This is a genomic window from Neobacillus sp. WH10 (genome assembly GCF_030123405.1).
Classification (GTDB): domain Bacteria; phylum Bacillota; class Bacilli; order Bacillales; family Cytobacillaceae; genus Neobacillus.
This window is the reverse complement of record NZ_CP126110.1, coordinates 642,813-662,773: the sequence shown is the minus strand read 5'-3', so window position 1 is coordinate 662,773 and position 19,961 is coordinate 642,813. Positions and strand designations below refer to the sequence as shown.

16 protein-coding genes and 1 riboswitch are annotated in these 19,961 nt (G+C 38.3%); of the genes, 1 reads left to right on the top strand and 15 read right to left on the bottom strand.

The window, feature by feature from the left end; translation table 11 throughout:
* Window positions 1-42 precede the first annotated feature (42 nt).
* The 3 genes from QNH20_RS03105 to QNH20_RS03095 all read right to left on the bottom strand — a co-directional run bounded on the left by QNH20_RS03105 (window position 43) and on the right by QNH20_RS03095 (window position 4,181).
* On the bottom strand, window positions 43-1,155 hold the full coding sequence (locus tag QNH20_RS03105; protein ID WP_283921472.1) for an FtsZ/tubulin family protein: 1,113 nt from the start codon (window positions 1,153-1,155) through the stop codon (window positions 43-45).
* Window positions 1,156-1,400: 245 nt separating this feature from the next.
* Complete coding sequence (locus QNH20_RS03100) at window positions 1,401-3,317, bottom strand: Xaa-Pro dipeptidyl-peptidase (protein ID WP_283921471.1); 1,917 nt, start codon at window positions 3,315-3,317, stop codon at window positions 1,401-1,403.
* A 237-nt stretch (window positions 3,318-3,554) separates the two neighbouring features.
* Complete coding sequence (locus tag QNH20_RS03095; RefSeq protein WP_283921470.1) at window positions 3,555-4,181, bottom strand: GyrI-like domain-containing protein; 627 nt, start codon at window positions 4,179-4,181, stop codon at window positions 3,555-3,557.
* A 491-nt stretch (window positions 4,182-4,672) separates the two neighbouring features.
* Here QNH20_RS03095 and QNH20_RS03090 point away from each other — a divergent pair, with 491 nt between their 5' ends.
* The gene (locus tag QNH20_RS03090) at window positions 4,673-5,797 is read left to right on the top strand and encodes a S8 family peptidase (RefSeq protein WP_283921469.1); all 1,125 of its coding nucleotides are present in this window, start codon (window positions 4,673-4,675) and stop codon (window positions 5,795-5,797) included.
* A gap of 337 nt (window positions 5,798-6,134) precedes the next feature.
* Here the strand turns inward: QNH20_RS03090 and QNH20_RS03085 are convergent, their stop codons facing one another.
* From QNH20_RS03085 to QNH20_RS03030, 12 genes are all read right to left on the bottom strand, one after another.
* Window positions 6,135-7,376: a chloride channel protein gene (locus QNH20_RS03085; RefSeq protein ID WP_283921468.1), complete on the bottom strand. Its 1,242-nt coding sequence runs from the start codon at window positions 7,374-7,376 to the stop codon at window positions 6,135-6,137.
* 405 nt (window positions 7,377-7,781) lie between these two features.
* The gene (locus QNH20_RS03080) at window positions 7,782-8,915 is read right to left on the bottom strand and encodes a C40 family peptidase (RefSeq protein WP_283921467.1); all 1,134 of its coding nucleotides are present in this window, start codon (window positions 8,913-8,915) and stop codon (window positions 7,782-7,784) included.
* Window positions 8,916-9,234: 319 nt separating this feature from the next.
* Window positions 9,235-10,491 carry a nucleoside permease gene (locus QNH20_RS03075; protein WP_283921466.1) on the bottom strand — a complete coding sequence of 419 codons (1,257 nt, stop codon included), beginning with the start codon at window positions 10,489-10,491 and terminating at the stop codon, window positions 9,235-9,237.
* A gap of 133 nt (window positions 10,492-10,624) precedes the next feature.
* Window positions 10,625-11,464, bottom strand: a complete 840-nt coding sequence (locus QNH20_RS03070; protein WP_283921465.1) for a YjjW family glycine radical enzyme activase — start codon at window positions 11,462-11,464, stop codon at window positions 10,625-10,627.
* Window positions 11,461-12,957, bottom strand: a complete 1,497-nt coding sequence (locus QNH20_RS03065; RefSeq protein WP_283921464.1) for a YjjI family glycine radical enzyme — start codon at window positions 12,955-12,957, stop codon at window positions 11,461-11,463. Before QNH20_RS03065 ends, QNH20_RS03070 begins: the two co-directional genes overlap by 4 nt.
* Before the next feature lie 31 nt (window positions 12,958-12,988).
* The gene (locus tag QNH20_RS03060; RefSeq protein WP_283921463.1) at window positions 12,989-13,696 is read right to left on the bottom strand and encodes a Crp/Fnr family transcriptional regulator; all 708 of its coding nucleotides are present in this window, start codon (window positions 13,694-13,696) and stop codon (window positions 12,989-12,991) included.
* A 488-nt stretch (window positions 13,697-14,184) separates the two neighbouring features.
* The gene (locus QNH20_RS03055; protein WP_283921462.1) at window positions 14,185-14,637 is read right to left on the bottom strand and encodes a hypothetical protein; all 453 of its coding nucleotides are present in this window, start codon (window positions 14,635-14,637) and stop codon (window positions 14,185-14,187) included.
* A gap of 134 nt (window positions 14,638-14,771) precedes the next feature.
* Window positions 14,772-14,912: a hypothetical protein gene (locus tag QNH20_RS03050; RefSeq protein ID WP_283921461.1), complete on the bottom strand. Its 141-nt coding sequence runs from the start codon at window positions 14,910-14,912 to the stop codon at window positions 14,772-14,774.
* Between the two features lie 21 nt (window positions 14,913-14,933).
* The gene (locus tag QNH20_RS03045; protein WP_283921460.1) at window positions 14,934-15,329 is read right to left on the bottom strand and encodes a VOC family protein; all 396 of its coding nucleotides are present in this window, start codon (window positions 15,327-15,329) and stop codon (window positions 14,934-14,936) included.
* Between the two features lie 224 nt (window positions 15,330-15,553).
* Window positions 15,554-16,048 carry an anaerobic ribonucleoside-triphosphate reductase activating protein gene (gene nrdG, locus QNH20_RS03040; protein ID WP_283921459.1) on the bottom strand — a complete coding sequence of 165 codons (495 nt, stop codon included), beginning with the start codon at window positions 16,046-16,048 and terminating at the stop codon, window positions 15,554-15,556.
* Window positions 16,045-17,907, bottom strand: a complete 1,863-nt coding sequence (locus QNH20_RS03035) for an anaerobic ribonucleoside triphosphate reductase (protein WP_283921458.1) — start codon at window positions 17,905-17,907, stop codon at window positions 16,045-16,047. Before QNH20_RS03035 ends, nrdG begins: the two co-directional genes overlap by 4 nt.
* A gap of 305 nt (window positions 17,908-18,212) precedes the next feature.
* Window positions 18,213-18,390, bottom strand: a riboswitch (cobalamin riboswitch).
* Window positions 18,391-18,623: 233 nt separating this feature from the next.
* The gene (locus QNH20_RS03030) at window positions 18,624-19,898 is read right to left on the bottom strand and encodes an RNA-guided endonuclease InsQ/TnpB family protein (protein WP_283921457.1); all 1,275 of its coding nucleotides are present in this window, start codon (window positions 19,896-19,898) and stop codon (window positions 18,624-18,626) included.
* Window positions 19,899-19,961: the final 63 nt, after the last annotated feature.

Below are 19,961 nucleotides of genomic sequence, written 5' to 3'. Positions count from 1 at the left end.
TCCCCGCCGATTTAACGAAACGGGAACTGACCCTTAACTGCTTTATTTTTGATACTTAGATAACTTCGATGAAATGTTTCCTGACTTTCTCTCCTGCGGTCTAGCTTTTAGATTGGAAGCCCACGATATTCGGGACTCATACCTCTGTGAATATTCCTTATTTACCAGGTTCTGTAACCGATCCTTGTTTTTCTCAAGCGATTCCTCTAGAGCCAGCATTCGCCGTGCAGGAAATGGCAGTCCTGCTAGAATTGTCGTTATCGTCGGGTCCGATTCGGAAATATAGGTTCCTTCAAACAATTCCAGCGGTTCCCCCACCTTTTCAAAAACTGCTGGGACATTAATTAGTTTAGCCATTTTTTCTGGTCCTTCATAAATTAAACCTGCACGAATGACTCCTGCTGCTTCAACAGGACAAAATATCGAGTTTGCCCAGGATTGCTGTATTTTACTTGCTACGTCTGAGGTTGTCTTTGCGTCCGTTATCGCAGCTGAAGATATAATCGTTACCCCTCTTGTTCCCAGTATATTCATCAGATCGGTTTCATCAAAGTTTCCGTAAAAAGAACTCTTTTTCGTAACTTGCAACACATGATTAATTGCTTCCATGACCTGATGATTAGAAGAAAGATAAATTTGATGTTTACTGGATTGTGGGTTTAATTTCCGCATTTGATCATTGTCGACAAGGAACACAGATGAAAGCGAGTCTATCTTGGAAATCTCCTCGATGCACTCAGCAGCATTGATTCGGTTACCTGCTAACACGTTACGATCAGGGACAACTGCAATCGCACCAATGTTGACTCCAGGCAGCTGATCCAATAACAGGTCAATTAATAGCGGACTCATCCCAGAGCCAGTACCCCCGTCAGTAGAGAAGGCCACTAATAAAAGCCTTATGTTCTTAAAAGACTTCTGTACAAAGTCAATCATCTCTCGATAGTTTTCATTAACAGCTCTTAATCCGATGGATCGATCTTGCCCGGCTCCATTATACCCGGGAACAAAATACTTCTTCTCAACTCTCGTGTTCACTAACCCGTCGCGCTGATTCGTGTTGATAAGCGCGGTTTGAAAACCCATGGATGATGCAATTTCCGCAATATTCCCGCCTGCTTGACCGACTCCCAGGATTCCAATTGGTTTCACCATATCCCCTCCCTTTCTTTCTAAAATAATACTCACATTTTATAAAATTAGACTTTTTCATTTTAAAATGGAGCAAATTATCGATTGCACCCACACTTCGATAACCATACAGTTGTTGCGAGGAAAAAGAAAAAGAGGTTAAAAAAAGGGCATTCTCACCGTCTTTTTGGAACGGAAGAATGACCCTTTTCAGCTTTGATTGATTAAATTTTACTCCATAAATAGCAATTAAGTCTTCTTTATTGTGTTTATTGATTAAAGGCGTTACGGCCTCCGACAATTGGCAATGTTATTTCACTACGGGTTGGCGTTATTGTGATTTTTGTACCGGCTTTAGGACGAATCGTATAGTCGTAATCACTGGCGATGAGAACAACGCCAATACGGTGACCTGCCTTAAATACATAGTCTTTAGGCTGCATGTCCCATTCGAAGGTGTAGTCTCTGCCTGGAACAAGTGATTCTGAACGATCAGCTGCATGAAGATTTTGCGGATCGACCCAGCCTCGCGACACAATAACAGGGTTTGACGAACTACTATAGTCAACTAGCAGTGCTGTTAAGTTCGCAACAGGGCGGTCAATGCTTGCCCGTATATTTACTTTAGGTGTACCGCTTAACCGAACTTCCCCAGTTAATTCCGAGGTGACGTAAGCTAATCGATTTGAAGAATTTAGCTCTGGATTCGCTATCAGTGTATTAGCCTTCTTCAATGGATCATCAATAATTGTTTGTGTATTATGCGGCTGATTTGGAACAGGATTCAGATGAAGCCCCCCTAAATCATTTCCAGTGCCTGTTAAATGTAGCCTTGTATCTACCGAACCTGGTGCCGGCCAGTTGGCTTCCTTGCTCCAGGTTTTGTCCTCCCGCTGGATATCGACAGCAGGCTCCTTCATAATTCCGTTTTCAATTCCGTACAGATAATAATCAAACCATTTATTTTGGGTCTGAGGCCAGTTATTCCCTGAAGCACCTGAATGACCGCCCTGATGCAGCCACAATTTTCGAGGGACATTGTTCTTTTCTAATGCTTCCCACCACTGCGCGAATTGTTTTGTCTTGACGTTCCAATCATTAAGCCCATGAACGACAAGAACACTAGCCTTCACCTTATTGGCATTCTTCACATAATCACGTCCTGCCCAGAACTCACTATAGTCACCAGTTTCACGGTCTTGAGCAGCTTTTAGCTCGGCAATGACATCTTTACAAACTTGAGGATTGTTTCGTGTTAACACAGCTTCAGCCATATTATCAGTGTCTTCACCTTGATAGCCGCCAGGAGCAATAACCGCTCCGTTGGCACGATAATAGTCGTACCAGCTGCTGATTGCGGCCACTGGGATAATCGTTTTCAATCCGTCCACACCGGTAGCGGCAACCGCATTTGGCAAGGTCCCGTTGTAGGAAGCACCTGTCATTCCCACATTCCCTGTTGACCAATCAGCAGAAACTTCTTTTCCATCCACAGTAAATGCTTTAGCACGACCGTTTAACCAATCAATAACAGCTCTTGTACCAAGAATTTCTCGATCATCCCCTGTAGTCGGACACCCTTCCGATTTGCCTGTCCCAATACTCTCCGCAAGAATAACTCCATAGCCACGCGGGACATAGTAATTCCCTAAAGAACCGAGATTGGCAGCTTGTCCTTCCGCAATTGCAAATGGCTTGCCGCCCCGTCCGTTCCCATTACCTGGGTGGTTAACTGGAATTAAGTCAACATCGACATTAAAGACAGGGACATCTAGAATGCCTGAGCGATAAGGACTCATCTCATAAATAACAGGAACCTTAATCCCCGGCTCGGTTTTAGGACGGTATACTTTAATGGAGACCTTGTCACGCTTACCGTCTCTGTCACTATCTATCTCTGTCTCAACAAACAAGTTTTCAATAATTGCGTCGTCGGTAGAGTAGATTGGTTTTGTCATTCCATTTTCAAGTTCGATTTTTGTTGCATCCGATGCTGTTTCTGGAATCAATCCATTCAGCGGGATCCCATTCCACTCTAGTAAATTCCCCTTTTGGTTAGAGACATTTTGAGCCGCAGCTGTTTGATTTTGCTTAGTTTCTGCTTTTACTGTCCAAGTATCTACTCCAGCTACTAATGAAAGTGAAAGAACTGAACACAAACTAACGGACAAAAATTTTTTCCTCACTACTTTTCCCCCTTAGACATGGTTTTCGGCGGTTACCACCATTTTCAGTATAAGAGTGAATTTTCAAAATTTTTGTTAAACTATGTCGAAGAAATAAAACAGGAGAAAAGTACTGCTTCTCAAAAATAGATCCATAAACAAAAAGTCCCGCTTTTCAAATTTGTTGAAAAGCAGGACTTTTGCTAGGTTATGCCGTCTATTTTATAAATTCTAGTAATACTGGTGCTGACCCTTAGTTTATATCGATTTTTCAACATTGAATCTTAAAACCGTTTTCATCTTAGCGGCATCCGTCCTTCTGGGGTCGGATAAGTAGATTTCTCGATGGGTTTTATTGGTTCGAATATATCCTTGCTCCTTACAATATAACTGCATTTTAGCAAAGCTCTCAGGCTCATCGTCGTAGCTGCCTTTGTGCATCATTTGACAGCACAATCCATCGGTCATTTCACCAAGAACTGCTTTTTCTAGATATGGGTTTGGCTTTTTCTTTTTGGTGTGTGCTAAGAACTTTTCAAACAATTCATCTGTTAAAAAATCGGGTTGGCGAATCATAATCGTGTATTTGAAGTTGTGCTTATCTTTTTCCGATAGTGATGGATCGATTAAATCCCAAATTCCCTCAAGAGGAAAAACTGTATATTCGTAGTAGCCTGGAGGGACATCCTTCGTTTTGTAAGACATTTTCACCGCATAACTCAGAGCGTATAACGCTTCCACTGCTTTTTCAAATTCCTCACTGTTTGGATCGCCAGTCCCGCTAATCATGATATATTTCATCTTCGGTACATCAATTATTTCAGGCTTTGCTTTCGGCAAGTAAAAGCTTTTAAACGTCTTTTTATAATCAATTTTTTCAGCCATAGCTAAATTCTCTTTTCCTTTATCCTTTTGTCTATATTTTACTGGAGCATTATTAGAAAAAGAAGAAAAAGCAGGTGAATCCCAAGAGAATTCCTTGCTATTTGCACATTATATTAATTTTTCACTTTCAAAAACTCTATGTGAAATTATTAGAATTTAAAGGTAGGCTCGGCCTAGACTGAGACTGGTCCGAAATGAAAGAAAGGAGGACCACTCGTATCGGTGTGGAGCTTAGACATCGTCCCCTATCCTAATTGAATACTCATGAACCCATTTTTAAAATGTGTAAAGATTGTCCACACCAATGTAATTCAATTTGAATTTATTAATAGAAGAGGAATGAGAGGGTTAGACATGACAACTAAATCGATTAGAGGATTTTTTTTTATAAAAGAGGCCTTTTTTCCAATTTTTGAACTTGACGAATCTCAAGAATAATATTTTCTCCCCATTCTTTAAAAAAATATTCTATTTAAAGGAGATGTTCTTATTTGGCAAATACAGATCAACGTTTAATTGTTGGGTTTTACCCAAATGTTACAAAGGAAGAACGCAAAGAAGTTCACAAAATGATGGGAGCAACTTTAGTCCAAGCAATAGACCAGATACATGCAGAGGTTGTAACTGTACCTGCACAAAATGTTGGTTTCTATTTAACCCAATATTCTGCAAGCACGAATGTACGTTATGTTGAAATTGATCAAATTGCTCATGCTCACGGTTGTAGAAGAATTATTCCTAATGATCCCGAATTCGATTTACAATGGGGTCTTGAAAAAATAATGGCACCAGAGGCATGGTGTAGAGCTGTAATTACATCTCAAGATATCAATATAGCCATTCTTGATACAGGCATTGACCCAAATCATCCAGACTTAGCTGCTAAAATCACTAGAACTGCCAATTTCTCAAACTCACTAACTACTGATGATCTTTTTGGTCATGGTACACATGTTGCTGGAATTGCTGGAGCTATTACGAATAATCTCGTATTTGGAGCTGGGACAAGCTTTAACTCAGGGAATCTCTGGAATATAAAAGTATTAGGTGATGATGGTACTGGCCCATTTAGTATGATTGCTGCTGGAATCGTTGATGCAGCAGACACGGGAGCAGACGTCATCAATATGAGCCTTGGAGGACCAGGAGGGTCACAAGCTCTAGAAGACGCAGTAAATCATGCTTTTAATATAAGAGGAGTGGTAGTAGTTGCTTCAGCTGGTAATGATAACACTGATACACCATCGTTTCCTGCTGCATATGCAAATGTGATCAGTGTCGCTGCAACGGATGAGAACGACCAAAAAGCATCTTTTTCGAATTTCGGGGATGGAGTTGATGTTGCTGCTCCAGGTGTAGGCATCTTTTCAACATGTCCAACCCATGCGAATGTCCTTAACTGCATAAATTTTGGCTCTTTAAATGGAACATCCCAAGCTGCTCCATTTGTATCAGGCCTTGCAGCTTTGATAAAGGCAACTTTTCCATTATTGAGCAACCAAACAATACGCCAGGCAATAGAATCGTCTACAGATGACGTACCTGGTTCTGGAACATTATATCAATTTGGAAGAATCAATGCTAATTCCGCCATAATTACAGCAGGAACTTTATAATAAAAATGAAGTTCATATTCAATTCAACTTTGTTAATCCGTTACTAGCAACGTAACAAGACAACGCCAAAGTAAAATGTATCCTTGAAATGACATTAAAAAAAGGACAGGTCACACAAAGAAGATGATTTCTGTATTCTACAGGGGTCATCTTCTTTAAGTTCCATTGATATCTTGCATGTTGCAAAGTCACACAATGCTTTGAAAATAAAAAGACTAACGAATCTCCTTCGAACTTTTCAAGTTTCAATACTTTCTCCCGTTTCAGTTGTATCTTATAAGTGAATTTCAAGATACACACTACATGTGTTTTGATAGAAACCTGATAGTAATAAGCATTAATATGATTTTTGCGTTAAGTTATTCGTGTACTTTAATATATATATTGGCAAATATGCTGCTACTATCATTGGTATAATTAGTTTTATTGGGAATAGAATGATTAAAACCAATACAGCTGCTATTGGCTTTTTCATTATTCCACTTGTGAGTGAAGTAGTGACAATTGCAACGGATGCTACTGGATCTATTGGAAATAACAATGCCATTCCATATCCTAAACTTGCTCCTGCAAAAATAACAGGAAATATATGTCCTCCACGCCAACCACTAGCTAAACAAAATTCTGTTATGAATAACTTTACAATAGCAGATAGCAACAATAAATAAATCGACATATGTTTCCATTCCGCTGGTAATTCTGTAAGCTGATGCTCCCCTGAAAATAACATTGTAGGAAGAATAGTACCTATTAACCCTAATACTAATCCACCAATTACGGCTTTTATTACTTTATAATTTTCAAGTGGTTTAAATACTTTATGAAGAATTTTTCCAAAAAACTCATATAATATAGCAAATAATAATCCTATAAGGATAAGTGGTATTATGGCGATAATTTCATTTTTACCTACTACTGCTGAACCAAAATCAACTAAAGAAATTTTTCTGTAATCTATATTTGTTAAAAATATAAATACACCAAACCCTGCAACAGTAGTTATTGAATATACAATCATTTTTATCAGCTTTAAACGTCTTGAATCTTTTTTATCTTCAAAGAAGGTAGTAGCTCCAAATAGTGGTGCTCTAAAAATCATGCCAATTGTAGCCTCAATACTATACTCAGTTATTATTTCTCCATACTCATTTAAAACTGATTTTTTCTTAACTAAAGATTTAATATTGTCTCCTGCCCATGTAGAAAGACCTCCTATTATACCAACTAAAGCCGCTTCTGGACCAAGGCTGGCTCCAAAAGAAAGAACACACAGTGCAGTTAATGTACTTTTATGTACTGACCTATAATCAACTCTTTTAGTTTCCTTGAATTCTGCTAATACATCCTCCATTTGACGCGGGTAATTACCAAAGTACTTTTGACATAAACCTACCAGAACACCTCCAACTAAACACAGTAATATGGTCCAATTTTTAACAGGAAGTGCATTTGGTAAGGTATCCCATAAAAAGTGAGTTGTAAAAGAAGTAACAGCTAAAAAACCCCATGTCAATAACCCTACAATTCCTCCTATAATTATGCTAAATAGCACTAAAATACTTAACTTTGAAAATTTCATCCTTATTTCCTCTTTTATTTCGTTTTTTTCTCATTCTACAGAAAAAAACCGAAGGTCTCAAGGGCTTAGCTCCCTTTGATCTTCGGTTAGGAATTTGTGTAATTCGTCTCGTTTTGTCTTGCTTTTACTTTTTAAATTTTTCGGCAGTTACTTTGCGAAAACTTTTTATTACATACGAAACGTCTATTATGAAAGCGAATGTTTAAAGTTGAGCTACAATTTAATAATACAATTTAATAATACAATTTAATAATAAGACTTGATACTCACTCAACACATCCAAAGTGTATGTGGAACACATGGAATGTTGGTGGGTTATATAATTATTTTGAATTGATCTGTATATGTTTTTTGCTTCTGTATGGTCTTCACTATTTAAGTATACACTTCAAAAAATTACTGCCATTAATGCAATATTCTAGCAGCACTAGAAAAAGCAGACGGATTATAAGAAGCAATTTTCACAACATCACCCGTTTGCGGAGCATGTATATATTGCCCGTTTCCAATATAAATACCGACATGATAGGCAGGGGAACCCCTGAATACTAAATCTCCTGGTTGTACTTGACTCGGAGAAATTCTTGTTCCAACATTTTGCTGGTCTCGTGACACTCGTGGGAGACTAATGCCAACTGAATTTCTAAACACATATGAAGTGAATCCGGAGCAATCAAATCCGCTTGGCGTTGTCCCGCCCCAAACGTAAGGAACGCCCAAAAATTGTTTAGCATACGCAATGACCGCACTAGCAGCGTTAGAATCTGGTAGACTAGCTGCACCTGTAGGTGGTGTTGAGTTTGAAACATTTTTTCCTGAAGATGCCTGTTGAGATTGCTGTTGAGATTGCTGTTGAGGCTGCTGTTGAGCCTGCCGCTCTGCCTCTTGCTCTTGTTGAGCCAATTGACCCTCTTGGTCTTGTAGTTTGTTTTTCGCATCTGCTAATTCTTTTTCAACTGCTTGTTTATCTTCTTCAATCTTTTTTTGTTCAGCAGCTAATTCATCCTGGCTCGTTTTTAAATTATCAAATTCATTTTGTAATTTATCCTCAGCCTCTTTTAACGCTTCTTGTTTGTCATTTAAACCGTTCAGCAAGGCAGTGTCACTTTCCATAATTTGTGAAATCGCACTAAAACGATTTACAAACTCAGAAAAGTTTTCAGATGAAAGCAAAACTTCAGCGTATGTAGCGATTGACAGTTTTCCCTCTGATTGAATGCTTTTTAGTCGTTCAGAGTAAACCTTTTTGTGAGCGTCTAATGACTTTTTGGCTTTTTCAATTTCAGCCTCTGTTTCTTCAATTTTTCCTTGTTGTATTTTAATTTGGTTATTCAGTTTATCACTTTTCTCCATTGATAAGGCGATTCGGTTGTCTAATTGTTGAACCTTTGTTTCAAAGTCATTGATTTGTCCTTTTGTCGCATCAATTTGTCCTTTTGTCACTGGTGACTCTACTGGACTTGCAAAAGTAGGTGTTACTTGAATCATAGTGGCGAGGACGGCAGCCGATACAGTATATTTTAATGATTTTTTTATCATTACAGATCTCCTTTTATTACCTATCAATATTTCGATTCCTAATATATTACTAGTTTATATTCCAAATGGCCTAAAAACAATGAATCTGTCGAAATGTAATATAAATGTAATTTTATGTAGAAAAATCTATGAACTTTTTTTCTGTTAAAAAAATACCCCTTCATGCCATGTGACATGAAGGGATACTCACTTGGGAGAAAAACTTACCTTAATTCCAACTTAGAAATCTGTATTTATATTAGTTACTCGAAAACGCCTACATTCGTAATATTTACGCCCTTCCACTTTTAACAGAACTAACATGATAAAGATTAGCCGATCACGCAGCTGCATTTACATTTTCCATTTCATCACGGTCATTTTTGTATTTAAAGCTTACCACAAAAATCACTGCGAGAATGATTGTATACGCTGCAAAAACTAACCAGATATTTTGCCAGTCTTTCACTCCATCAACTGTGAAATAATCTACTATTTTTCCACTAATAACAGCACCTAAATAAGTACCGATTCCGTTGACCATTGTCATGAATAAGCCTTGTGCACTTGCACGAATTTGATGATCCACTTCTTTTTCTACAAACATAGATCCGGAAATATTAAAGAAGTCAAATGCCGCACCATACACAATCATTGATAATAGCAATAAGAAGAAGCCGCCGCTAGATGGGTTTCCATAAGCGAAGAAAACAAAGCGTAATGTCCAAGCCACCATACTCAGCAACATTACCTTCTTAATCCCAAGTTTCCGTAAGAAAAATGGAATGGCAAGAATAAAGAATACTTCTGAAATTTGTCCCATTGATAATAAAATCGCTGGATATTTAACAACAATACTATCTTTATAGGCAGGGTTTAACGCAAAGTCATGTAAGAATGGGTCGCCAAATGTAATGTTTATCTGCAGGGCAGCACCTAACAGCATAGCAAAAACGAAAAATATCGCCATTCTCTTTTGTTTAAATAATACAAAAGCATCTAGTCCCAAAAGACTTACTAACGACTTGTCCTTTTTGACATTTGATGTTGGACAGTCAGGTAATAGTAATGAATACAGCGCAAGTAAGACCGAAGCTCCAGCAGCAATGTATAGCTGGACGTTGCTTAACTCCAGTTTCCCAAGACTAATTGTCCACATGGCAAGAATAAAACTAATTGTGCCAAAAACACGAACAGATGGGAAATCCTTCGTTACATCAAGTCCTTCTTTTTCCAGACTTGAATATGAAATTGTATTAGATAAAGCAATCGTCGGCATGTAAACCATTGCGTTAAAAAGCATCACCCAAAACATGAGATCAGGGTCTGAAATCCGTGCAGCTGTAAATAAGGCAATTGCACCAAGAAAATGGCAAATTCCGTATAATCTATTTGCCTTTATCCAACGATCTGCAATAATACCAACTAGACTTGGCATAAGAAGTGAAGCAAGCCCTGTTGAGCTATAAACGAGCCCAACTTGCATACCAGTAAAATGTAAATGATTGATCATATACGAGCCAAGAGTAACAAGCCAACATCCCCAAATGAAAAATTGAAGAAACATCATAATTTTAAGCCGTGATTTAACAGTCATTTCTTCCTCCAAATGAGCTTCGGTGCTGAAGCAATATTTTTTATGGGCATTAAAAATAAAACAGAATATTCAATTAATTATTTTTATTCTGAACTTAAAAATGTTGATAAGGATATTCTACAACAGCTTACTATTAAACTATGACGGCCTTTTCGAAACCAAATCCGACAGCGAGCTGCAAAAGTTTCTCCATATATATATCGTCTGGAGAGGGAGTATTTTGTAAACGCCCCTTTACCCCATAACGCCTAAACTTAATAAGTTTTAACCTCACGCTGCAAGCTTTTTCACCAATTGTCTGCGCAATTCCACTGATGACGGCTTCCGCGTCAACCTCGCCAGGCAGGCACACAATTCGTAACTCCTCTAATTTGTTACAATCTGCAAGATATTGAAGATTCTTCTTAACGATAGAATTAGTAGGACCCTCAGTTAGTTTTTTGTAAACTTGTTCATCCCAAGCCTTCACATCCAGCATGACACCATTGCAAAGCTGCATTAATTCGGGAAAGCGGGTGAAATCTGTCGTACCATTACTGTCAATTAAGCATGTAAGTCCATTTTCATTAGCTATGGCAAACAGTTCCTTCAAAAAATTAGGGTAAAGGGTACATTCCCCTCCCGATACAGTAATCCCTCGTATAAACGGAATATTCTTTTGAATCTCCTGAAAGACCTCTTCTGGACTCATACTTCTCACACGCGGTGAGGCAAAAGTGGGACAAACTTTAATACATTGGTCGCAGAGCGTACATATTTCAGGGTCCCACTTTACACGGCTGCCAACGATCGTCAATGCACCAGAAGGACAACCGCTTACACAAATGCCACAGTGATTGCATACAGCTTGAGTTTCAGGATTATGGCAATAGGCACAGGATACGTTGCATCCTTGCAAAAATATAGAAGTACGATTACCCGGCCCATCTACAAGGCTTAAGGGGATTATCTTGTTTACAGGAGCCCTTGTCATACTCCCCTCACCTTTCGATTTTCAAGACGGTTATGATCGTAATTTGGGGCACCAAGATGTGTAGTACCTTGCAGAACTACCTGCTCATTTCGGTATTTTTCCATCTCGCTGCGTTTTACTAAATAACCGGTAATACGCACCAAGTCGCTATTCTCCTCGTAAAAACTAATGTATTTTGCACCTAATGAAAATGCTCCTTTTACAATATCAAGAATAGCACCAGGATTATTTCGACCAGTGGTTTCAAATGGGAAAATATCTCCGCAGCCAGTCGTAATGAGCCTATGGAATCGTGAGCTATGACGCAAATGATCGTAAACATTCTTCAATTCATCACCTACAGGGATCCGCACTCCTGAAGTGATTCCTAGATCGTAATCCATACCAACCTGTGCATGAAGCATAAAACGACCATTAGATATTTTAGAATACACGGCAGGGAACTGTTCGGCAAAATCTGAAATAATTGTCATTATTGTATCAGCAAGATTATCAGCCTCGACATCGTGTCCATAGCGTTTGCCGTTATCCCCCATCAGAAGATTTACACACTCAGCCAGACCGGTAATTCCCAACATACCAATAAAATTGTCCGGATGGATTAACCCTTCCTTAACAAGGAAAGAAGTCTCAAAGAACCCAGATTGTTCAACCAAAAAACTCACACGTTGATTCATGTAATTTCCCAATTCCAGCAGACAATCTGGAAGCAGCTGATCTAAGAATTGATCTATACTTGTGGCAACCTTTGCAAGTCCAGGCAGAGTGATACGGGAAAGCGTATATGCACCACCGCCAATTGGCAAAATATTATAACAGCTAGAGATACCGTAATCAGATGAATAGGTTTCCTTATGCACCTTATGATTGCATATGGCAGGATTGGCACAGAATAAGCTAGTGTAAATTCCTAGTTCTGCATAGTCATCAGGAGTAATATCCGGATCATATTTCAGCGTAAAGTTAGGAACTGCATTCTGTAAATCCTTTTCCAACTCCAGTATTAACTTCCCGGCACGAGTTGGCTCCGGACCAATATTAGCATGACAGAAAGAATCGGTAATAGTGCGATCTAGGAAATTTAAAAATAAACGAAGCTTTTTCTTTGCCTCCTCATCACTAACACCTTCCAAAAATGGTTCAATGAGCTTATCAACGTTACCGAGATAAACCGGGAATCCCGTAATAGACGGAACATGCCTATAAAGAATCATTAAGGAGTTCAACAATTCATCCAAATCCTCAGGTGGACTAATCCGTAAAAACTCGCTGCCATTTTTAATAAACTTCTCATAATCAGGCATAATATAGCGCGGGCGATAAGGCGCATGCCCCTCAAACAGATCATCTATTGCCTTAATATCAAAATAATATCTGGCTTTCTCTGGAATATTCATAATGGACAAAGTATCTTCTGCAGCATGTGCAAGTGACATTACCTTCTGCTCGTAGGTCAGTTTTCTTGATGTGACAATTTCTAAAACGTTAGTCATACTTTACACTCCTTCTTTTACTTTGACTGAATTAATGGCTTATCTTTTTATCAATCAATTCTAAAAGTTGGTCGTATTGTCTTTCGGATATGATGATTTTTCTTCCATCTAATGTAACTAACCCGTTGTCTGAAAGCTTTCTGATAGATCGGTTAACTGTTTTGGTGCTGAAACCCGTTTCCTCTGCAATCTGTTGTCTTTTGATTTGCAAAATGCATGTTTTGTTTTTTGCATGCTTTCGATAATATTGTGTCATATAAAGCATTAGGCGATCGAATCCGTCAAGAAACAAATAGGTATGATTGTTTTTTGTCTCTTCCAGAGTGCGGCTCATAAGAGAACGTACTCGTAAAAACAACGCCTCCGAATCATTCTGTATCCAGTTTAAAAAGCTGTTCATCGGCATGACGATAAATTTACAGTCCGTGACAGTCACTAAAGTTACTCTGTAATAAGAGATTCCTGCAAATCCCTCCATTTCGCCGAACAACTCCGGGGCCTGGAACTCGGTAAAAACATAGACATCACCTGAAATTTGCTCTTCCGTTGCTCTTACTCGCCCCTCAACTAACACCCAAATTGCATTGCAGGGTTCGTTTGCCGATACAAATTTTGTACTCGCTTTCATTTCAACAATACGACAGGAACGACTAGATATGGGGATGTGTTTAAACAATTGCTTCAAATAAGCCTTTTGAGGCTTTGGCGCCATATCAATTGCTGCTATCAAATCCTCCATACTATATCTCCTCCTTTAATCAAATTATATCTCGAGAATTATACACCCAAAAGGACACCTGTCCTCTATTTTTATCTATTATAACTATGTTCAGAAATTGTTCATACTTTCACTAAGTTCATGCACCTAAAGATTTGCGGTCCCTGTCACACCCAGAAGGTGGTTGATTTTTGTTATATCAAGCATTTTATATAAAAGATAAAAACCCAGTCCAAAGACTGGGTTGATTATTACACTATATTGGTGTATTAATTGCAAGGCTCGAAATGTTAGCGTTAATAAAATCTACGTTTTTATCTGCATACTAAGCCAATGTTTTTATTATAATACAATCTTCTAATTCTCATAGAATTGCACACCTTACTCTTTTCCATCTTCTTCATTATTTTGTCTACGTTTTAAAATCCCAATGCGAATACAAATAGCAGCGGGATTATTATTTAACCTTTCTATCTTTGGCGAAAAATATTTCACTAGGAAAAGAGTACCTAAATCAATTTGCAGGTCTCAAAGGTCCGTAAAACAGCTTCCCCTAATTCCGTGTCGCTGGCTTTTTCGTCTAAAACCAATGCTGATGTATTAGGTTTTAGAGTATATCCACGGCCATCCTTGCTTACCATTTTAGCCTCAAACTCAAATCCATTATCTTTGTTAAAGAAAACCAATTGAAATAAATGATTTTTCACAAATTTTTTATCATTTTTCTCCCCTGTAACAAGTCTAGTTACGATGACTTTCATATATTCATCCGTATATTGATGATTAATCGTAATTTTAAAGCATTCCTTCAGCTTCTCTCCAATTAAAGCTGGTTTGTATGGTTCTTTTAACATAGCTGGTTTATTGATATTGCATCGAATCCCATCCTGGTTAAAACCATCAGGCACCAAGATAAGGGTATTGTTATTGATATTTTTGTAAACTCCCACACTGAAATCCATAGGTTGTATCCCTCGTTAAAAATCAATTTAGGATTGTAATCACAAGTTCTACTGGCTTATTATTAATATTCATTGTATTGGCATAATCTTTCGCATCCCTAATCGCTTGCAACTGAGCGTCCGTTAATTTACGGTCAGGAAACACCAACGAAGGATTTTTTATTGATTTTAAAAGTATTGTGGCCGAAACCGTCGATATGTTCAACAGCTTCGGGCAATGCAAGACAGATAGTGCGTACATTTTCAAGCATGCCTGCCGTGTCTTGTGATTTCATGCTTTTATTCACCAATAGATTCTATTTGGCATTTACATCGGGTTGGTGAATTCCGAATATATTGCCTTCGGTATCTATATAGTATCCTTGCCACGCCATTCCAGGCAGGGCATATTTGGGCATTGCGACCTTGCCGCCATTCTCAATAATTTTAGCTTCCGTTGAATCGTAATTTTCCACTCCCATTGTACAAGCAAATGCATTTAAAGCTTGGTTTGTTTCTGGCGGAGCACTTTGACGCTGCATCAAAGCACCATTGATCCCGGGTTCATTTTCATCGCCAGTCACTGCTCCAAAGTAAGGCATTCCTGCATAATCACTCCAATCTTGAAATGACCATCCGAATACCTCTCCATAAAACTTCTTTGCCCGCTCCATGTCATTCACATGAATTTCGAAATGAACTAATCTTCCCATGATTACCTCCTATTTTTAATAAAAATATTTCTCCTTTAGTCATTCAATGTTCGTTTCCAATTTCCTCTCTATTATCGTGAATAAATTGTAAAAATATTCAATCATATGAAGTTTATATAAAAGGCAACGTCGGTTAGTTGCCTTTCTTTAAAACGAGTTGTGAGACACACTCCACATGACATGATTAGTAATCGCAGATTGAACAGTAGCAGCAGTGTTCAGTATTATATATACTGGCCGTTTCTCCAAAGAATGATGTTGTCTTCATTTATACTACGTTGTACATCAATTATTCGTTGATTAGATGATCCGCGAAACAGTAGATTTAAATCTTTTTTGGAGATATCAAATCGGCCATCAATAATCACATCGACAAACGATAGGATGTCCTTTTTTTCTTCAAGTAGTTTTTCAAAACGATAGCCAGTGTAAAGCCATACGGTTTTAATTGTTCGCTGCTTAATTGCTTTAACCAGATTCAATGTATCTTCATACTGATAGGTAAGGCTATCTCCCCCACTTATTGTTACATCTGCAAGAGAATTGTCTTCTATGATTTCGGTGAGTTCATCAATCTCATAATCTTGCCCGTTAAAAGCATTCCAAGAAGATGGGTTTTGACACCCTTCGCAATAATGAGTACAGCCCGATACATATATAGTTGTTCTTATGCCTGTACCATTATCTGTACAATCGGTATCAATATTCATGATCTTCATGATTGTTTCCCATGTTTCACACGATTTTGTTCTTCAGAGGTTTTCGAACTATTCCATTTTTCAAGGCTCCCGACTAAGTATCCAGTAATTCTTCGGATTCGCTCAATAGCATGCTCATCATCGTTCCCGCACTTCGGGCAATCGTTATAAATGACTCCTGAGTATCCACAGTCATTACATCTGTCTACAGGAACATTAAAGCTTCCATACCCGATACCACTCTCTTTCATTGCATTAACATATGTTCCTAATGCATCGATATTCTTAGATGCATCCTCCGTTAGCTCCACATAAGTAATGTGGCCGGCATTAGTTAAAGCATGATACGGAGCTTCTTTCTTTATCTTATTGATAGCATTAATTTTGAATTCGACTGGAATATGATTACTGTTCGTGAACCATTCCTTATCGGTTACACCTTTGATTATGCCATGTTTTTTACGAGCTATACGAAGAGCTTTTCCTGCATAGGATTCAGCAGGAGTTGCCAACAGGGTATAATTCAAGCCTGTCTTATCTGTTAAAGCATCCATTTTATCTCTCATGAATGCTACTATTTTTAGACCAAGATCTTGAGCTTCATCACTTTCACCATGATGCTTACCGATTAGAGCGACTAGTGCTTCAGCTAATCCAACATAACCTACAGATAATGTACCCTGTTTAAGGATCTCTCCTAACTTGGCATGTTTGTTAAGTTTTTCGCCATCCCACCAAGCACCTTGACCTATTAAAAATGTAAAATTCGAAGCTGTTTTTTTAGATTGGTAGACATATCTTTCATATAATTGCTTGCTTGCTAGATCAACATATTCCCCTAATCTCTCAAAAAACTCTTCAACATTTGCTGATTCAATCGCTAGCAAGGGAAGATTGATCGAAGTAAAGGATAGATTTCCTCTTCCAACGGGCGTTTCTTTTCCATTCACATTACCAATAACTCTTGTGCGGCAGCCCATCGTAGCGATATGTGTTTCAATATCATCTTCTTTATAGTATTCAAGATTAAAAGGAGCATCTACAAAAACATAGTTAGGAAACAATCTTTTAGCGGTAGTCTCTAATGACAATCTAAACAAATCATAGTTTTTGTCCCCTTCTTTTACATTGATTCCATCTTTGACTTTGAAGATCTGAATTGGGAAAATAGGGGTTTCCCCATTCCCCAGCCCTTTTTGAGTTGCTAGCAGCATATTCTTTACTACCATTCTTCCCTCTCTTGAAGTGTCTAAACCATAGTTCAATGAGATGAAAGGAACTTGACCACCGCCTCTGCTATGCATGGAGTTTGCGTTATGAATGAAAGCTTCGCAGGCTTGATAAACATCTCTTTCTGTCATTTCCCAAGCCTTGGCTTCAATGTCGCAATCAGCGTTGACGTATTCGAGTAATGCAACATTTTTCTGAAAGGATTTCTTTACATAAGGAGCTAAATCATAATCAAAATTAGCAAACGCTTGTCCACCATGTTGTTGATTTTGATTAGATTGCAGGATGATTGACGCTAGTGCCAGTGCACTCATGATACTGTTTGGTTCTCTCATGTACCCATGACCTGTATCAAAACCATTTTTCAACAATTTTCCTAGTGGTATTTGGCAGCAAGTTGTTGTTCCGGTGGCATAAAAATCTAAATCATGGATATGAATATAGCCGTCTAAATATGCCTGCTTCACATCTTCTGATAGTAAGTTTTCTAAACTATAAAACTTTGCACTTGTTGAGGCGAATAAGCCCATCATTCCCATCGGGCTTTTTCCGTCCACGTTCGCATTTTCTTGAATTAAATCCTGATTGGTGCTTCCTACGATTTCTTCAAAATCATTCAGTAGTTTATCATATGCAATTTCTTTGATCATATTAATTCTCCTCTGAAAATAATATATCGGCCATCAGCAATTAGCTGTAACACACTGTGCATTCTGCGATTCTGCTTGAAACGTACTGCGAACATAGCCATAATTCCTAGCAATACTTGCGGGTATTTCACCCATACCGGTTACTCCATTTCTTTGAGTAACTTTAACTACAAGTCTTCGAGAGTTCGTTAAATTTTAATTTAAAACAACAAAAAACCCATCAATGAAGATGGGTTTAATAACGTGGAATAATCACTGTAATAGTAAGAATACCCTCGTTACATCTTCCCAACTCCCGAAGAAGATAATACGCTACAAAAATGGCAGGTCTCCTGACTTGTGCTTCTTCCTACTCTAATCCCTTCCCATCCTAAGACAGTGGATATACTTATTTCGTCAGCACTTACAGTTGCGGGTACAGTTCTGGATTTTCACCAGATTCCCTATTAAGTCTTCTCAGACACCATTATTATCGGTCATTACCTATATTTAGTTTAATCAATCAATCATGAACACTATATATTGTATATTTAAATATAATATACAATATTTACTTTGACAACCCTTTATTGACTTCTCCCCATGGATAAATCCAGGGGATTCTTTTTTAAACCTTCATCAAAGCCGCCTATCAGCCGGGGCTTCCAGGTCTTAATGCTTCTCCAGTTCATTACGACATGTAGTGAAAAACACATACCGCAGCCCAATCATAGGCACTACGCCACTGCCCTTTTAGCCCCATTGTGCGGGACAATGGGGGTTAAAAGGACTCGGCGATACTTTGTATCTTCTATTTTAGGTAGTTCTCGATCTTTCTTGAATTGTTTATGGATAGACTTGTCCAAAATATTCACGGCACCCACTAGATCCCGATGTCCTTTCGCACCACACGGACAGTGGAAGTTTCGATTCCATTGTTTACTGAATTCTCCGCATGAAGGGCACGTACCGGAAGTATAGGACTCTTCCACAAGTTGGACTTTGACGCCTCGAAGGTTCAATTTGTATGTTATTTTTTCAATTAATTGCCCAAAACTCCAATTGGACAATTGTTGACGAATTTCTTTTCTTGTTTTCTTTTTCTTCTTCGTATTCTTTTGAACGCCATCCGGTGTTCCGATATAGAGTGCTTTAATGTGGTTTTCCACACACCAATCGGTGACCATTTTCGAAATCGTATGCAATAGGTACTCGATTCTCCGTTCCAGTTTTTCTAAAAAACGGCGTTTACGCAAAATGAGTTTTTGCCTTTTGTTCGAACCTGGCTTTTTCCGGCCAATGAGCTTCTGAAGCTCTTTTAACCTTTTGTTTCTGTAGCGCTGTAACGAGCGAAGTTCTCTTCCTGTGACAATGAAGTGATTTTTTCCGTCACTTAAAACAGCCGCATGTATGAGCCCTAAATCACAGCCAGCTTCCTTATTACCTTGTACTTGCTTTTGTTTTGGTACTTCCACTGCTATATGCATCCAGTATTGATCTTTGTGCCAAACGATTTCGGCACTTTTTATTGTATGGAAATTAATGTGCTTTGGTTGAGGGATCACTAAGGGGGATTGTTGTTTTCCATTGCTAAACAGCAGCTTTTTATCCTTGCATTTAATAGCTGCTTTTTTATATTTGACGGAAAAGAATTTTTTGTATTTCCAAGGGTATCGCCACTGTTTTTCACCTTTAGCCCGCAGCTCCCTCGTTCTTTTGCATGTTTCTTCATGTAACTCGATGATGGCTTGAATCGTTTGCGAGTGTAATTGATGGGTGGTGGCATTGTACCATTTCTTTTTTTCTGATGCACTTGTCCAAATCTTATATACATCATATAGCCACCAATGGAGATCTAAGCAGTCATTCCATAGATTCGCTGCTTTCTGACGTAGTGTATCGACTAATCTTCTCTCCTCGCCGGTTAAACGGAGCGGAAATTTCCGAATAACAATATCGCCTTTCGACTCTTTTTTCTTCTTTTCTTTCATGTTCTTTTTGTGTGGTCCCATTTTCCTTCACCTCCAACCGGAACATTTGTTCTATATTTTTATTATACTAATTTCTATTGGTAA

Coding starts and splice junctions, on each gene's coding strand:
- QNH20_RS03105 (WP_283921472.1), bottom strand. CDS start 1,155: ATGGTGAAACCAATTGGAATCCTGGGAGTCGGTCAAGCAGGCGGGAAT.
- QNH20_RS03095 (WP_283921470.1), bottom strand. CDS start 4,181: ATGGCTGAAAAAATTGATTATAAAAAGACGTTTAAAAGCTTTTACTTG.
- QNH20_RS03085 (WP_283921468.1), bottom strand. CDS start 7,376: ATGAAATTTTCAAAGTTAAGTATTTTAGTGCTATTTAGCATAATTATA.
- QNH20_RS03080 (WP_283921467.1), bottom strand. CDS start 8,915: ATGATAAAAAAATCATTAAAATATACTGTATCGGCTGCCGTCCTCGCC.
- QNH20_RS03075 (WP_283921466.1), bottom strand. CDS start 10,491: ATGACTGTTAAATCACGGCTTAAAATTATGATGTTTCTTCAATTTTTC.
- QNH20_RS03070 (WP_283921465.1), bottom strand. CDS start 11,464: ATGACAAGGGCTCCTGTAAACAAGATAATCCCCTTAAGCCTTGTAGAT.
- QNH20_RS03065 (WP_283921464.1), bottom strand. CDS start 12,957: ATGACTAACGTTTTAGAAATTGTCACATCAAGAAAACTGACCTACGAG.
- QNH20_RS03060 (WP_283921463.1), bottom strand. CDS start 13,696: ATGGAGGATTTGATAGCAGCAATTGATATGGCGCCAAAGCCTCAAAAG.
- QNH20_RS03055 (WP_283921462.1), bottom strand. CDS start 14,637: ATGGATTTCAGTGTGGGAGTTTACAAAAATATCAATAACAATACCCTT.
- QNH20_RS03050 (WP_283921461.1), bottom strand. CDS start 14,912: ATGAAATCACAAGACACGGCAGGCATGCTTGAAAATGTACGCACTATC.
- QNH20_RS03045 (WP_283921460.1), bottom strand. CDS start 15,329: ATGGGAAGATTAGTTCATTTCGAAATTCATGTGAATGACATGGAGCGG.
- nrdG (WP_283921459.1), bottom strand. CDS start 16,048: ATGAAGATCATGAATATTGATACCGATTGTACAGATAATGGTACAGGC.
- QNH20_RS03035 (WP_283921458.1), bottom strand. CDS start 17,907: ATGATCAAAGAAATTGCATATGATAAACTACTGAATGATTTTGAAGAA.
- QNH20_RS03030 (WP_283921457.1), bottom strand. CDS start 19,898: ATGGGACCACACAAAAAGAACATGAAAGAAAAGAAGAAAAAAGAGTCG.